This is a genomic window from Novosphingobium pokkalii, from assembly GCF_014652855.1.
GTDB classification, from domain to species: domain Bacteria; phylum Pseudomonadota; class Alphaproteobacteria; order Sphingomonadales; family Sphingomonadaceae; genus Novosphingobium; species Novosphingobium pokkalii.
On sequence record NZ_BMZP01000008.1, the window covers coordinates 18,011 to 32,545 of the forward strand.

Annotated in this window: 10 protein-coding genes; 7 read left to right on the forward strand and 3 right to left on the reverse strand. The window is 67.6% G+C overall.

What is annotated here, in order from left to right:
• Nucleotides 1-61: 61 nt before the first annotated feature.
• Both IE191_RS10130 and IE191_RS10135 read left to right on the forward strand, forming a co-directional pair.
• Nucleotides 62-955 (forward strand): alpha/beta fold hydrolase, encoded by an 894-nt coding sequence (locus tag IE191_RS10130; RefSeq protein ID WP_191324261.1) that lies wholly within the window; start codon nt 62-64, stop codon nt 953-955.
• Nucleotides 956-979: 24 nt separating this feature from the next.
• Nucleotides 980-1,462, forward strand: a complete 483-nt coding sequence (locus tag IE191_RS10135) for a pyridoxamine 5'-phosphate oxidase family protein (RefSeq protein ID WP_191324262.1) — start codon at nt 980-982, stop codon at nt 1,460-1,462.
• A gap of 88 nt (nt 1,463-1,550) precedes the next feature.
• Here IE191_RS10135 and IE191_RS10140 read toward each other — a convergent pair whose 3' ends face one another.
• A complete protein-coding gene (locus tag IE191_RS10140) occupies nt 1,551-3,083 on the reverse strand; it encodes an amino acid permease (RefSeq protein WP_191324263.1) in 1,533 nt (510 codons plus the stop codon).
• Nucleotides 3,084-3,298: 215 nt separating this feature from the next.
• On the opposite strand from IE191_RS10140, the gene panB reads away from it, so the two are divergent.
• Nucleotides 3,299-4,168 carry a 3-methyl-2-oxobutanoate hydroxymethyltransferase gene (gene panB / locus IE191_RS10145; protein ID WP_191324264.1) on the forward strand — a complete coding sequence of 290 codons (870 nt, stop codon included), beginning with the start codon at nt 3,299-3,301 and terminating at the stop codon, nt 4,166-4,168.
• A 15-nt stretch (nt 4,169-4,183) separates the two neighbouring features.
• Here panB and IE191_RS10150 read toward each other — a convergent pair whose 3' ends face one another.
• Nucleotides 4,184-6,541, reverse strand: a complete 2,358-nt coding sequence (locus tag IE191_RS10150; RefSeq protein ID WP_191324265.1) for a patatin-like protein — start codon at nt 6,539-6,541, stop codon at nt 4,184-4,186.
• Nucleotides 6,542-6,729: 188 nt separating this feature from the next.
• Here IE191_RS10150 and IE191_RS10155 point away from each other — a divergent pair, with 188 nt between their 5' ends.
• The 4 genes from IE191_RS10155 to IE191_RS10170 are packed head-to-tail and all read left to right on the forward strand — an operon-like array spanning nt 6,730 to nt 13,222.
• Nucleotides 6,730-8,115, forward strand: coding sequence for a TIGR03013 family XrtA/PEP-CTERM system glycosyltransferase (locus tag IE191_RS10155; protein ID WP_191324266.1), 1,386 nt, complete (start codon nt 6,730-6,732; stop codon nt 8,113-8,115).
• Nucleotides 8,116-8,140: 25 nt separating this feature from the next.
• On the forward strand, nt 8,141-10,261 hold the full coding sequence (gene prsK, locus IE191_RS10160) for an XrtA/PEP-CTERM system histidine kinase PrsK (protein WP_229815236.1): 2,121 nt from the start codon (nt 8,141-8,143) through the stop codon (nt 10,259-10,261).
• Nucleotides 10,261-11,625, forward strand: a complete 1,365-nt coding sequence (gene prsR / locus IE191_RS10165; protein WP_191324268.1) for a PEP-CTERM-box response regulator transcription factor — start codon at nt 10,261-10,263, stop codon at nt 11,623-11,625. The genes prsK and prsR overlap by 1 nt, the downstream gene beginning before the upstream one ends.
• Nucleotides 11,609-13,222: a tetratricopeptide repeat protein gene (locus tag IE191_RS10170; RefSeq protein WP_191324269.1), complete on the forward strand. Its 1,614-nt coding sequence runs from the start codon at nt 11,609-11,611 to the stop codon at nt 13,220-13,222. Before prsR ends, IE191_RS10170 begins: the two co-directional genes overlap by 17 nt.
• Before the next feature lie 54 nt (nt 13,223-13,276).
• Here IE191_RS10170 and dnaJ read toward each other — a convergent pair whose 3' ends face one another.
• Complete coding sequence (gene dnaJ / locus IE191_RS10175) at nt 13,277-14,416, reverse strand: molecular chaperone DnaJ (RefSeq protein ID WP_191324270.1); 1,140 nt, start codon at nt 14,414-14,416, stop codon at nt 13,277-13,279.
• Nucleotides 14,417-14,535 lie beyond the last annotated feature (119 nt).

Here is a 14,535-nt window from a genome sequence, read left to right on the forward strand (position 1 = left end):
ACCGCCGCCTCAACCGCTTATAGGCGCGGAGGGGCAGACGATTTTGCGGAGTTTTCCGACAATGCCCATGATCAAGACGCGCGATGGCACCCGGCTTTACGTGAAGGCTTGGGGCCACGGCCCGGCAGTGGTGCTGATCCATGGCTGGCCGCTCAACGCCGATAGCTGGGATCCGGTGATGAACGCGCTGGCCCAGTCCGGCTATCGCGCCATCGCCTATGACCGGCGCGGCTTCGGCCGGTCAGACCAGCCCGGCCACGGCTATGACTATGATACCTTTGCCGATGACCTTGCCGATGTGCTGGAAGCCACCGATGCCCGCCCCGGCGCGGCGCTGGTCGGCTTTTCCATGGGCGGCGGGGAAATCGCCCGCTACCTGTCGCGCCATGGCGCAGACGGCATCGCCCGCGTGGCACTGGTTTCGTCGGTGGTGCCGTTCATGGCGCGGACCGGCGACAACCCCGAAGGCGTGCCGCCCGAAACCTTTGACCAGATGACCAATGGCATGCTGGAGGACCGGGCCAAGTTCATGGCCCACTTCCTCAAGGACTTCTATGGCGTGGGCCTGCTGACTGCCCCGGTCAGCGACGAACAGCTCAAGCTGTCGTGGAACCACACGATGCAGGCCGGCCTGCTGCCCACGCTGGCCGCCGCCAAGGCCTTTGCCACCACCGATTTCCGGGGTGACCTGGCAAGCTTTACCATGCCCACGCTGGTGATCCATGGCACGGGAGACAAGACCGTGCCGATCGAGGCGACCGGCCGCGCCGTTGCCCGCGCCGTGCCGCACGCCATGCTGGTGGAATATCCCGGCGCGCCGCACGGCGTCTTTGCCACCGAGACCGAACGGGTGATCGCCGATCTCACCGCATTCCTGGCCGGACGCCGGCCCGAAGAGCGGGACGTGGCGATCGATGCGGTAACCGCCCAGCTCATCACTGCCCCCACAATTTGATCCCCCTTCCCGAGGAGAGAAACGATGCAATATGACCAAGGCAACCCCACGGAACTGAAGGAAAAGTTCTGGAAGGAACTGGCCCACTCGCCGTTCGTGATGCTGCAACTCGATGCCGATCCCGAAAGCGCTGCGCCGATGACCGCGCAGCTCGACAAGCATGCCAACCATGCGATCTGGTTCTTCACCTCGCGCGACAACCGCTTTGCCGCGCAAGGTGCAGCCACTGCCACCTTTTCCGCCAAGGGCCATGACCTGTTCGCCCGCTTTTCCGGCGCGCTGACCGAGGAAACCGACCGCGCCGTGCTCGACCAGCACTGGAACCGCATGGTCGAAGCCTGGTATCCGGGCGGCAAGACCGATCCGAACCTGCTGTTCCTGCGCATGGACCTGGGCGAGGCGGCGATCTGGTCGGGCGAAGTGGGCGTGGTCGGCGCGGTGAAGATGGCGCTGGGCCTGCCTGTGGGCGACAGCCTGAAGGGCGGCTATGCCGAGACCAGCCTGTAAACAGAACGCGTCCGTTCCATAAAAGAAAGGCCGCCGCTTCCCCGGGGAAACGGCGGCCTTGCTGTGCTTGGCCCAGGGGCCGCGCGGGTCAGTCGTGGCTGTCAACCACGCCACGGCCGACATGGCTGTGGCGATAGCCATAGATGAAATAGAACACGAGGCCGATCGCCCCCCACACCGGCAGCACCAGCATGGCTTCGATCGGCAAGTTGAAATAGAGGAACAGGCAGCCGATCGCGGCGATCGGGCCGAACACCCAGACCAGCGGGGTGCGGAACGGGCGCACGCGCGCCGGATCCTTGACCCGCAGGATCAACACCGCCAGCGACACCATGAAGAACGCGAACAGCGTGCCCGAGTTGGAGATGTCGGCCAACTGGCCCACCGGCAGCAGCGCGGCAGCCACGGCCACGAACAGGCCGGTGACGATCGTCACGATGTGCGGCGTCTTCCACTTCGGGTGAACGGCAGCAAGGCGTTCGGGCAGCAGGCCGTCACGCGCCATCACGAAGAAGATGCGCGTCTGGCCGAAGATCATCATCAGGATGACCGACGGCAGCGCCAGGTTGGCGGCCAGGCCGATGAGATCGCCCGCACGGGTATAGTTGATCGCGCGCAGCACGTGGGCAAGCGCTTCGTTGGAGCAGACCAGCGGCTCCTTGCCCTGGGCCACCAGCGCGGCGCACTGGCGGGTGAATTCTTCCGAACCCGGCGCCACGCCCAGCGCGGTGGGCTGTGCCCCGATCGCCCCGATCGCGCCGGCGGCAACGAGCAGATAGAAGATCGTGCAGATGCCAAGGCTGCCGATCAGGCCGATCGGCACGTTGCGCTGCGGATCACGGGTTTCCTCGGCCGCGGTGGAAACCGCATCGAACCCGACATAGGCAAAGAAGATCGACGAGGCCGCCCCGACGATGCCCATGCCCGAGGTGCCGCTGCCGAACCAGCCGTTGGGCGCGAACGGCGCGAAATGCGTACCCTGGATCGCAGGCACGGTCAGGACGATGAACATGCCGAGCGCAGCCACCTTGATGGCAACGAGCACGGCATTGAGCGTGGCGCTTTCCTTGGTGCCGCGCACCAGCAGGGCCGTGACGAGCAAGGCCACGACAATGGCGGGAACGTTGATCAGGCCGGTCGAAAAATCGGCGACCGGCACAATGCCATGCAGTGACCAGGTCGGCCCTGCCTGGAATTGCGGCGGCAACTCGAATCCGGTCAGGCTTTTGAGCAACCCCATGAAATAGCCCGACCAGCCGACCGACACGGCCGAAGCCGCCACGGCATATTCCAGAATGAGCGCCCAGCCGACCATCCAGGCCAGCAGTTCGCCCACCACCGCATAGCTGTAGGTATAGGCCGATCCGGAGACCGGGACCATCGAGGCCAGTTCGGAGTAGCACAGCGCCGCCACGGCACAGACGAAGCCGGCGATGATGAAGCTGATCATCATGCCCGGCCCCGCCTTTTGCGCGGCGGCGGCGGTCAGAACGAAGATACCCGTGCCGATGATGGCGCCAACGCCCAGCAGGGTGAGCTGGACGGGACCAAGCGTACGGTGCAGCGATTTCTTTTCGGCTGTCGCCAGAATAGCGTCGAGTGGTTTGACGCGTCCAAACATTGAAATCTCCCGCCTTGGACCGGTGCGGCGGGAACCCCCACGCCAAGACGTTGCACCGGTAACCAGGTCATGGGCGGCAACGCTAGCGGCAAGCCCCGGCTTGGCAAAGGGCCTTTTTCATCCTGATGGCAGTCCGGGCGCTGCCCTTGCGGGTTTTTCCCCATGCTATAGAAGCGCGCGCCAACCTGACGGGCGTTTTTGGGAGCGAGGCCGCGATGTCCACCACGTTTCAACTCGATACCGCGACCAGCCGCGCGCATCCCACACCCGCGCCGATGAAGCGGCTGTCGGTGCCGGCGATCCGCCAGCGCAAGGTGGACGGGCACACCGCGCAGCCGATCGTGATGCTCACCGCCTATACCGCGCGCCAGGCGCAATTGCTCGACGCGCATTGCGACCTGCTGCTGGTGGGGGATTCGCTGGGCCAGGTGATCTATGGCCTGCCATCGAGCGTGCCGGTGACGCTGGACATGATGGCCGCCCATGGCGCGGCGGTGGTGCGCGGTTCCTATCACGCGGTGGTGATCGTGGACATGCCGTTCGGCAGCTACGAAGCGTCGCCGCAGCAGGCGTTCGAGGCGGCCGCGCGCCTGCTCAAGGATACCGGCTGCGCCGGGGTGAAGCTGGAAGGCGGCGCGGCCATGGCCGAAACCGTGGCGTTCCTGACCGCGCGCGGCATTCCGGTGATGGGCCATGTCGGGCTGACGCCGCAGGCGGTCAATGTGCTGGGCGGCTATGGCGCGCGCGGGCGCAGCCAGGCCGAGGCGGACAAGATCCTGGCCGATGCCCGCGCCCTGGCCGATGCCGGCGCCTTTGCCATCGTGGCCGAAGGCGTGGTGGAGCCGCTGGCCATCGCCATTACCCAGGCCGTGCCCTGCCCGGTGATCGGCATCGGCGGATCGGCCCAATGCGATGGGCAAGTGCTGGTGACTGAGGACATGCTCGGCCTGTTCGAGCGCGTGCCGCGGTTCGTGAAACGCTATGCCGAAGTGGCCACGACGATCGAGGAAGCGGCCGCGCGCTATGCCCAGGACGTGCGCGAGCGGGCGTTTCCTGGCGTGGAGCAGACCTACCAGCCCAAGTAGGCGCCGACCTGTCTTCTAGGAGATGTTGCCGCCGAACCGCTCCATCACCTCGGCGCGGATGCCGGGCACGAGGTTGCGGTCCGCTTTCAGGCGTGGTTCCTCCTCGGCCAGGATCGCCAGAAACGCATCGCGCTTGAACCCGTCGACCAGTACCGGATCGAGCGGGCGATCCAGCGTGGAACAGACCATGTCGATCAGCCGTTCCGCGCCGTTGAGGCGGCCCCAGAGATAGTCGTTCTCGCGCCAGGCGCGGCTGAAGAACGCGCCGAAATGCGTAAAGGCAATGCCCTTGAGGCAGGCCCGCGTGCCGCCGGGACGGATCGCCAAGGCATCTTCGGGCGAGATGCGATCGACTTTCACCGGATCGAATTCCCCAAGCCCATCGCCCTGAAACAGGGGCAGCGTGGCCACGTCATAGAACGGAAAACCCAGATAGGCGTGCAGGAAACGGCGACGCAGCGCCTTGTCCATCACCCCCAGCGCGTGGACGAACAGCCCGTCGACCTCGTCGTCCAGCCGCGCCAGATCGCGCCGCGCGGCAATCGCGGCCAGCACCGCGCCGGGGTCTTCGCGCACCACGGCGGCGCTGGCGGCAAAGCCCGGCCCCAGCCCGCTGAGGCTCGCGCGCGCCTGATAGAGCGCCTGCGCGCGATAGACCACGTCGCGCGCCGCCTCCCGCGCGGCCGGATCGATCCCGGCGGCCTCGTCCCAGTCGGTGGTCAGCCGCCGCGCCAGCAGTTTCAGGCGGCGGATGCGGAACGAAAGATCGTGCGCGCGGAAAAAGGCGATGGCCGGCGCCGTGGCGCCCGCCCCCCGCACACTGAGGTTGTCGAGGCCATGCTGCCCGAGATGGCGCCACAGCGCATCTTCCACCCCCTGGTTGTCGTCAGCCGGCAGGGCCTGGGTGATAACCTCGGCCAGATCGGCGACAATCCCGGCCAGCTTGACCTGGGCATAGCCGTGAAAGGCATAGCCGGCCTGCTCCGCCGCCGCCTGTTGCGCCCGTGCCCGCCAGCCGATCAGGCGCTTGGCATTGGGCCAATCGAAGAACAGCGTATGGCCAAACAGCCGCGCCACGGTCTCCTCGATCTCGCCCTGGAGCGAATCGACAATGGCGCGCAGGCGCAGCCGCTCGCGCGACTGGCGCTCCAGTGCATCGAGGTTGTCGCGGATCGGCTGCTCGCGCGGGATCGTCGAGAGCGCACCGAAAATGGCAGAGAGAAACCCGACCGGCGCCGGGTTGCGCGCTGCTTCGGCCGGGGCATGCGGCGCGGGATCGAGATAGACGAAGCGCCGGTCCACTTCGCGGCGCGAGGGGCGGCTGGCCAGTGCCGCCATGGCCGGGGCGAACGGCCGGTTGACCAGCACCGCGCCATCGACCAGCGCCGCCTGGTCGAGCGTGCCGCGCCGCCAGCGGTTGGGCATGACCCGCTGTAGAAAGGTCGAACGGCCCGGCCAGGCCTCGCCCCGCTCGGCCACCAGACGGTCGATCTCTGCCACGGTGAGCGGCGGGAAAGCGCCGGGAAAGCTGGCCGTGGCCCGCGCGGCAAAGACCAGTTCGGGCAGAGGCGCCAGCGCTTCGCCGGTATGGCCGCGCGCCTCGGCCCGAAAGCCGATGCCCAGGCGATGCTCGTTTTCCTCGACCAACGGCGGGCTGTTGAGCCGCAGCGGCGCGGGATGCCCGGCAAAGTCGGTTGCCGTCACCATCAGGTCGATCGGGTGGCCCGGCGGCAGCAGCGGCGCGGCGTTGCCGCTATGGGCCATGGCGTCCAGCGCCTCGGCCAGCAGGCGGGAAAAGCCGATGCCGCTGAACGGCGGGGCAAACCAGCGCGCGCGGATCAGGCGCGAAACCTTGCGCCGCACTTCGCCGCTCAGCTTGTTTTCGCGTGCCGGTCCGCCGACCTGGCGCGACAGTTCACCATCGGGCGCGCGCAGGGCGCTCCAGCGCAGCACCGCCCAGACCAGCGGCTGCGCCCAGAACTTGGCAAAGCGGCCCCACGGCCGCGCATCGGGATCGAGCAGCACGTCGCTATCCGCCCGGGCCAGCCACAGCCGCGTCAGCGGCTCCAGGCTTTGCCCGGTGGTCAGCGCCTGCGCCAGGAACACCGCGTTGATGCCACCGGCGCTGGCGCCCGAGAGAATATCGACCAGCACGCGCAGGCGCACCCCGCGTTCGGCGTGGATCGTGCGCAACAGCCGCATCCAGACGTCTTCGATGCCGGGCTTTGTCGCCACGCGCGGCCCGTGCTTGCCATGGATGGCGCAACTGGCGCGCGAGAGGTGCCACAATTCCTTGGTAACCCCGTGCATATAGACCGCCAGGCTGATGCCGCCGGTCGATACAAGGGCCAGACGCAGTTCTTTCTGCCGCATCGGCGCAGCATGGCAGGGATTGACGCAGGGGGCCAGTAGGGAGGAGAGGCTGTAAGCCGATCCGACGCCATTAACCGTGACCTGTCAGATTCACCGACAATTTACCCCCTTGGGCCTATCCCGCCTTTCGTCGATAAGCCCGATCGACGAGACGCCCCTGCCGGGCACTGCGGGATACCCTTGGCCTGATGATCCGCCTGTTCAAGCACTACATTCCAAATGCCGTGTTCCTGCTGGGAATCATCGATTTCTGGCTGTTGATCCTGGCCGGCGAACTGGGCTGGGTGGTGCGCGCGCACCAGATCGGCATCGACGTGGGCTATACCGGCGACAGGGTGTGGCCGCTGCTGACCTTTGCCGTGCTGGTCCACACCGCGATGGTCGCCGTCGGGGTCTATGGCTCTGACGCCTTGCGCTCCATGCGCTATGCCACGGCGCGCCTGATGGTGGCGGTAAGCCTGGGCATCATTGCCGTCTCGGTGGTCTATTTCCTGATTCCGGGGCACACCCTGTGGCGCTCCAACCTGTTTTACGCGATGGTTTTTTCGCTGGTCCTGCTGGTGGGCGTGCGGCTGGTGCTGGGCGGGTTCCTGGGCACCGCAGCGTTTCGCCGCCGCGTGCTGGTGCTGGGCGCGGGTCAGCGCGCGGCGCGCCTGCGCAAGCTGGGCGAGCGGCCTGAAGCCGGCTTTGCCATCGTCGGCTATGTGGCGATGAGCACGCAGAACCCGCTGATCGAGGAAGCCATCCGCCGCGAGGCGCTGCCCAACCTCACCCGCTTCGTGGAGAACCTGGGGGTAAGCGAAGTGGTGCTGGCGCTGGAGGAACGGCGCAATGCCCTGCCGCTGAAAGACCTGTTGCGGATCAAGACCACCGGCGTCCACGTCAACGATTTTTCCACGTTCGTGGAGCGTGAGACCGGGCGCGTCGATCTCGACACCGTCAACCCGAGCTGGCTGATCTTTTCCGACGGCTTTTCCTCAGGGAGGATGCTGTCGGGCGCGATCAAGCGCGTGTTCGACATCTGCGCCAGCCTGGTCCTGCTGTGCCTGACCGCGCCGATCATCCTGGTCTTCGCGATCCTGGTGAAGCTCGACAGCAAGGGGCCCGCGTTCTTCCGACAGACCCGCGTGGGTCTTTATGGCGAGACATTCAACCTAATCAAGCTGCGCTCCATGCGCATCGATGCCGAAGCCGGCGGCGCGCAGTGGGCAGCGCAGAACGATCCGCGCGTCACCCGCATCGGGCGATTGATCCGCAAGCTGCGCATCGACGAACTGCCGCAGACCTGGACGGTGCTCAAAGGCCAGATGAGTTTTGTCGGCCCGCGCCCGGAACGGCCCGAATTCGTCTCTGACCTGGAAGAGCACCTGCCCTATTATGCCGAGCGGCACATGGTGAAACCGGGCATCACCGGCTGGGCGCAGATCAACTATCCCTATGGCGCCTCGATCGAGGATGCGCGGCACAAGCTGGAATACGATCTCTATTATGCCAAGAACTACACCCCGTTCCTCGATCTGCTGATCCTGTTGCAGACCCTGCGCGTCGTGCTGTGGCACGAAGGCGCGCGGTAAGAGGCGCAAGGCGATGCCGGCCCCGGTGGGATGGACAGGTCTGGGCCAATGGGCCTTCGTGCTGGCCGCGTTCGGCGGGGTGGTGCTGGGCGTGTGGCAGATCGACCGGCAGCGGCGCGGCAAGCCGGTCAGCCGCGCGGCGATTCTGGCGATCCTGGTCAGCGCGGTGTGGGGGCTGCTCCAGGCAGCGGTCGGCCCGGCGCATCCGGCAGCACTGATCGCCGATGTGGCGCGCAACCTGGCCTGGCTGCTGGTGGTCTATGCGCTGTTTGCCCGAGATGGGCGGCATGAAACGGTGTCGCCGGTGCGCCCGGTGCTGGTGGTGCTGGCGGCGGTGGAGCTGCTGCAACTGGTGCTGATGGTGCTGACCTGGCGCTTTGCCGCGATTGCCCCGGCGCTGGCGATGATCTTCCAGATCGGGGTGATGCTGCGCCTGCTGGTGATCACCGGCGCGCTGGTGCTGGTGCACAATCTCTATGCCGGGGCGATGACCGCGCAGCGCGCCGCCGTGCGGTGGACCTGCGCCGCGCTGGCGGTGATCTGGGGATACGACCTCAATTTCTATACCATCGCCTATCTGGTGCGCGGCATGCCGGCCGAATTGGTGGCGCTGCGGGCGCTGGCGGCGCTGGTCGGCATCGCGCTGCTGGGCGTGGGCGTAATGCGCGAGCAGGCGAGCGGGCGCTTCTCCCCCTCGCGCACGGTGGCGTTCCAGTCGCTCTCGCTGCTGGTCATCGGCGGCTACATGCTGGTCATGGTCGGCGTGGCGCAGTCGATCGCCTGGCTGGGCGGCAGCGCGACGATGCTCACCCAGCTCGGCTTCGTCTTTGCCAGCTCGGTGCTGGTTCTCGCACTGCTGCCTTCGGGGCGGCTGCGTGGCTGGCTCAACGTGATGCTGTCCAAGCATTTCTTCCAGCATCGCTATGACTATCGCGCCGAATGGCTGCGCTTCAACGCCACGATCGGCGGCGCAGGGGCGCCCAGTGGCAATGCTGCCCCGCTGCATACCCGCGTGATCCAGGCCGTTGCCGATATCACCGACAGCGCGCGCGGCGCTCTGCTCGTCCCGGCCGATGGAGGCGAACTGGTGCTGGCGGCGCGCTGGCAATGGCCCACGCTCGACGTTCCGGCCCAAGCCCTGGGCCTGGCCGGTGCGGCCTTCTTCGAGCGGCAGGGCTTCATCGTCGATCTCGACGAAGTGCGCAGCGGCGTGGACCATCAGGGCGAAGCGCGCGCGACGCCGGCCTGGATGATCGCAGAAGAGGCGATCTGGGCGCTTGTCCCGCTACTCCATTTCGATCGGCTGGTCGGGCTGGTGGTGCTCGGACGCCCGGCCGTGGCGCGCAAGCTCGATTGGGAAGATTTCGACCTGCTGCGTGTGGTCGGGCACCAGCTTGCCAGCTATATCGCTGAAAACAATGGCCAGGTCGCCCTGCTTGAAGCCAGCCGGTTCGACGAATTCAACCGCCGCATGGCGTTCGTGATGCACGACATCAAGAACCTGGCAAGCCAGTTGGGCCTGCTCGCACGCAATGCCCAGCGCCACGCCGACAATCCCGAGTTCCGCAAGGACATGCTCGTCACGCTGAGCAATTCGGCCGACAAGCTCAACGCGCTGATCGCCCGCCTCTCCCGCTATGGCACGGGCAACGTGGACCAAGTGGCACCGGTTGACGCCGTGGCCGTGGCGCGGGGGCTGGCGGCGCGCTGGCCAGCCAGCGCCGCGATGCCCGCTGCCCCGGTCGTCGTCACCGTGCATGGGCCGTGCACGATCCTGGCCAATCGCGAGACGCTGGAGCAGGTGCTCGCCCATCTGGTGCAGAACGCGATCGATGCCAGCCCGGCGGGCCGCGCCGTGCTGGTGGAAGTGCGCAGCGATGGGCTGCACGGCTGCATCGACGTGGTCGACACCGGCAGCGGCATGAGCGCGGAATTCGTGCGCAGCGCGCTGTTCAAACCATTCGTTTCCACCAAGCCCGGTGGCTTTGGCATCGGCGCGTTCGAAGCGCGCGAGCTGGTGCGCGCCATGCGCGGGCGGCTCGATGTCGAAAGCCGGGAAGGCCTGGGCAGCCGCTTTTCGGTGCGCCTGCCGCTGGCCGTGACGGCCACCCTCTCTCACCCGCATTCCCAGCAGGACGTTGCATGATGACCGATTCCCGCCCCAAGCTGCTCATCGTGGAAGACGATCCGGGGCTTCAGGCGCAGCTCAAATGGGCGTACGAGGATTTCGAGGTGTTCATTGCCGGGGATCGCGCCACCGCGCTCACCCTGCTGCGCGCGGAAGAGCCGGCGGTGGTCACGCTCGACCTGGGCCTGCCGCCCGATCCCGATGGAGTGAGCGAGGGCTTTGCCGTGCTCGATGCGATCATGGCGCTCAAGCCCGATACCAAGGTCATCGTCGCTTCCGGCCATGGCGCGCGCGAATCCGCGCTGCGGGCGGTCGCGCAGGGGGCCTATGATTTCTATCCCAAGCCGGTGGATATCGATGCCCTGGGCCTGATCGTGCGGCGCGCGCTGCACCTGCACCGCATCGAGGCGGAAAACCGCGCGCTGGCCACCCGCGCCCCGGCCGATCACCGCGTGCTGGGCAACATGATCACCGCCGCGCCCGAAATGGTGAAAGTGGCGCGCACGATCGAGCGGGTGGCCAGTACCAATGTCTCGGTCATGCTGCTGGGCGCCAGCGGCACCGGCAAGGAACTGCTGGCGCGCGGACTGCACGAGGCTTCGGGCCGGGCCGGCGGCGCCTTCGTGGCGATCAATTGCGCCGCGATCCCGGAAAACCTGCTGGAAAGCGAGCTGTTCGGCCACGAAAAGGGTGCTTTCACCGGCGCTGTGAAGACCACCGAGGGCAAGATCGAGCAGGCCAACGGCGGCACGCTGTTCCTGGACGAAGTGGGCGACATTCCGCTGCAACTCCAGGTCAAGCTGCTGCGCTTCTTGCAGGAACGCACGATCGAGCGGATCGGCGGGCGCCGTTCGATCGCAGTGGACACGCGCATCGTCTGTGCCACGCACCAGAACCTGGAGGCGATGATTGCCGACGGGCGGTTTCGCGAAGACCTGTGGTATCGCCTGGCCGAAATCGTGGTGAAGATCCCCAGCCTGGCCGAGCGACCGGGCGATGCCACCTTGCTGGCCAAGGCCTTTCTCACCCGCTTTGCCGCGCAGATGAACCCGGCGGTCAAGGGCTTTGCCCCCGATGCGCTGGCCGCGATCGATGGCTGGGGCTGGCCGGGCAATGTGCGCGAGCTGGAAAACCGGGTGAAGCGCGCGGTGATCATGGCCGATGGCAAGCTGGTCGCGGCCGCCGATCTCGACCTGCCGACCGGCGATGCCGGCGCGGACAATCCGCTCAATCTCAAGGCGGTGCGCGAGGCCGCCGACCGCAAGGCGATCCGCCACGCCCTGGCGCGCAGCGAAGGCAACATTTCCAGCACCGCGCGGCTGCTCGGCATCAGCCGGCCCACGCTCTATGACCTGCTCAAACAGTATGACATGCACGGCTGACGCAGCGCCCGCGCGCCGAGGCCGCTGGTGGAAGCCGCTGGCCGGCGCCGCGCTCGCCCTGCTTGCCGCAGGGCCAGCGGTGGCCGATGGCCCGGCGGTGGATGCGGTGAGGGCCAAGGCGCGCGCCGCCCTGGCGCGCCGCGATCCGATCTCTGCCGAAGTGGCGCTGCGCGAGGCCTTGCGCCAGGGCGCACCGGCCGATGCGCTGCGCGCCGATCTGGCCGCCGCGCTGCTGGCGCGCGGCGCGCGCAGCGATGCCCATGCCGTGCTCGATGGCCCGGTGGGGTTCACGCCCGAGACCGCCGCGCTGGGCTGGCGCATGCGCGGCGAGTTAGCCCTGGCCGAAGGGCGCCTGCCCCAGGCGGGCCAGGCCTTCGATCAGGCGCTGCGCGTGGCGCCGGGCGATGCCGACCTGTGGGTGGCGATCGCCCGCCTGCGCTTTGCCGGGGGGGAGCAGGCCCAGGCGGTGGATGCGGCGGCGCGGGCAGTGGCGCTCGGCCCGCAAAACGCGCGGGCGCTAACCCTGCGCGGCATGCTGGTGCGCGAGCAGTTCGGGCTGCGCGCCGCGCTGCCGTGGTTCGAGCAAGGCCTCAAGATCCACCCGCAAGATCCCGATCTTCTGGCCGAATATGCCGCCACGCTGGGAGACATGGGCCAGGCGCGGGCGATGCTGGTGGTGGTGCGCAAGCTGGCCGAAGTCGATCCCGGCAACGTGCGGGCACTCTATTTCCAGGCCGTGCTGGCGGCGCGCGCGGGCAAGACCGACCTGGCGCGCACGATCCTGCAACGCACCGGCACGGCCCTGCGCGACATGCCAGCGGCCATGCTGCTGGGCGGCGTGCTGGAATATCGCGCGGGCAACCTGAGCGTGGCTGCTGGTCTGATCGGCCGGCTGGTGCGCATGCAGCCCGACAATCTCATGGCGCAGCAGTTGCTCGCCCGCATCATCGCCCGCGAAGGCGATCTGCGCCAGGTGGCCGTCCGCTGGGATGGCGTGGCGCGCCAGCCGTTTGCTCCACCCTACCTGCAAACCGTGGTCGCCCGCGCCTGGCAGAAACTGGGACAGGCGCAACGCGCGCGCGACCTCAACGATCTGGCCCTGGCGCGTGGCGGGCGGCCGTTCACGGCGATTCCGCCCGATCTGCCGCTCGGCGCGCTGGCCCTGCGCTATCAGGATGGCCCCAATTTCGCGGCGTTGGCTGTGCCCTATGTGCGCGGGCTGCTGGCGGCGCGGCAGTTTGACCAGGCGCGCAGCGTCGCCGATCGTCTGCGCGCGGCCAATCCCGGCGCGTCCGACGCCTGGCTCTTGGCCGGGGACGTGCGGATGATGGCGGGCGATAGTCGCGGCGCGCTGGAAAGCTATGACGCGGCGGCCGCGATCCGCTTCAACGAACCGGTGCTGCGGCGCATGGATGCCGCGTTGCGTGCAGTCGGCCGGGCGCGCGATGCCGACGCGATGACCGCGCGCTACCTTGCGCAGAATCCTGCAAGCCTGGTCGCCATGCGCCTGCTCGCCGCCGCCTGGGCGCAAGAGGGACGCCAGGCCGAAGCCGCCGCCATGGCGCAGGCGCTGAACGCCCGCGATCAGGCGTTGTAGAGGCGGGCCACGAAAAAAGCCCCCTCACTTGGGAGGGGGCTTTCAGAATGCGGCCTATTCGGTCAGGTCCGTCCAGGCATCCTTGATCCGCTCGAAGAAGCCTTTGGATTGCGGGCATTCCTCGCCGGTTTCGGTGCTTTGGAACTCGCGCAGCAATTCGCGCTGGCGGGCCGAAAGCTTGGTCGGGGTTTCGACCTGGATTTCCACGACGAGATCGCCCGAGCCGCGCCCTTGCAGCACGGGCATGCCCGCGCCGCGCTTGCGCAACTGCTTGCCGGACTGGATGCCGGCGGGAATCTCGATCGAATGGCGGCTGCCATCGAGACCGGGGATTTCGATCTCACCGCCCAGCGCCGCCGTGGTGAAGCTGATCGGGGCGCGGGTGAGCAGCGTGGTGCCGTCGCGCTCGAACACCTTGTGCCGGGCGATGTGGAGAAAGATGTAGAGGTCGCCGGCCGGCGCCCCGTTGGGTCCGGCCTCGCCCTTGCCGGCCAGGCGGATGCGGGTGCCGGTGTCGACGCCGGCGGGAATGTCCACCGCCAGGGTCTGGGGCATGTCCACCCGCCCTTCGCCACGGCAATGGCGGCAGGGCTTTTCGATCACTTCGCCGCGCCCGTGGCAGTTGGGGCAGGCGCGCTCGACCATGAAGAAGCCCTGCTGCGCGCGAACCTTGCCATGGCCGCCGCACAAGTTGCAGCGCCGCGCCGACGTGCCCGGCGTGGCGCCGGTGCCCTTGCACGGGTCGCAGGTCTGCGAGACTTCCACGTTGATTTCGGCGGTCTTGCCATGGAACGCCTCTTCCAGCGTCACTTCCATGTCATAGCGCAAGTCGGCGCCGCGCCGGCTCTGCTGCCGGCCACCGCCGCCGCCGAACGCGCCGCCGAAAATGGTTTCGAAGATATCGCCGATGTCGCCGAAATCACCGCCGCCAAAGCCGCCTGCACCCGGGCCGCCGGCGCCGCCCTGCTGGAACGCGGCGTGGCCATAGCGATCATAGGCCGCGCGCTTCTGCGGATCGGAGAGGCAGGCATAGGCCTCGTTGATCTGCTTGAACTTGGCTTCGGATTCCTGGCACCCCGGATTCTTGTCGGGGTGGAATTTCATCGCCAGCTTGCGGAACGCAGACTTGATGACCTTGTCATCGGCCGTCCGCTCCACTTCCAGCAATTCGTAATAGTCGGCTTCAACTGCCATAAAAATGCCCTCTCCCCACGCGGGGAGAGGGCCTGGGCGAATGCCGTTGCAAGGCGTTCCTGGTCCCCTCTCCCCTTCCCCTGCCGCGATACCCGGCAAGGGAGGGGGTCATGTTGCAG

Coding starts and splice junctions, on each gene's coding strand:
- prsR (WP_191324268.1), top strand. CDS start 10,261: ATGACCGATTCCCGCCCCAAGCTGCTCATCGTGGAAGACGATCCGGGG.
- IE191_RS10130 (WP_191324261.1), top strand. CDS start 62: ATGCCCATGATCAAGACGCGCGATGGCACCCGGCTTTACGTGAAGGCT.
- IE191_RS10170 (WP_191324269.1), top strand. CDS start 11,609: ATGACATGCACGGCTGACGCAGCGCCCGCGCGCCGAGGCCGCTGGTGG.
- IE191_RS10150 (WP_191324265.1), bottom strand. CDS start 6,541: ATGCGGCAGAAAGAACTGCGTCTGGCCCTTGTATCGACCGGCGGCATC.
- IE191_RS10135 (WP_191324262.1), top strand. CDS start 980: ATGCAATATGACCAAGGCAACCCCACGGAACTGAAGGAAAAGTTCTGG.
- IE191_RS10155 (WP_191324266.1), top strand. CDS start 6,730: ATGATCCGCCTGTTCAAGCACTACATTCCAAATGCCGTGTTCCTGCTG.
- dnaJ (WP_191324270.1), bottom strand. CDS start 14,416: ATGGCAGTTGAAGCCGACTATTACGAATTGCTGGAAGTGGAGCGGACG.
- IE191_RS10140 (WP_191324263.1), bottom strand. CDS start 3,083: ATGTTTGGACGCGTCAAACCACTCGACGCTATTCTGGCGACAGCCGAA.
- panB (WP_191324264.1), top strand. CDS start 3,299: ATGTCCACCACGTTTCAACTCGATACCGCGACCAGCCGCGCGCATCCC.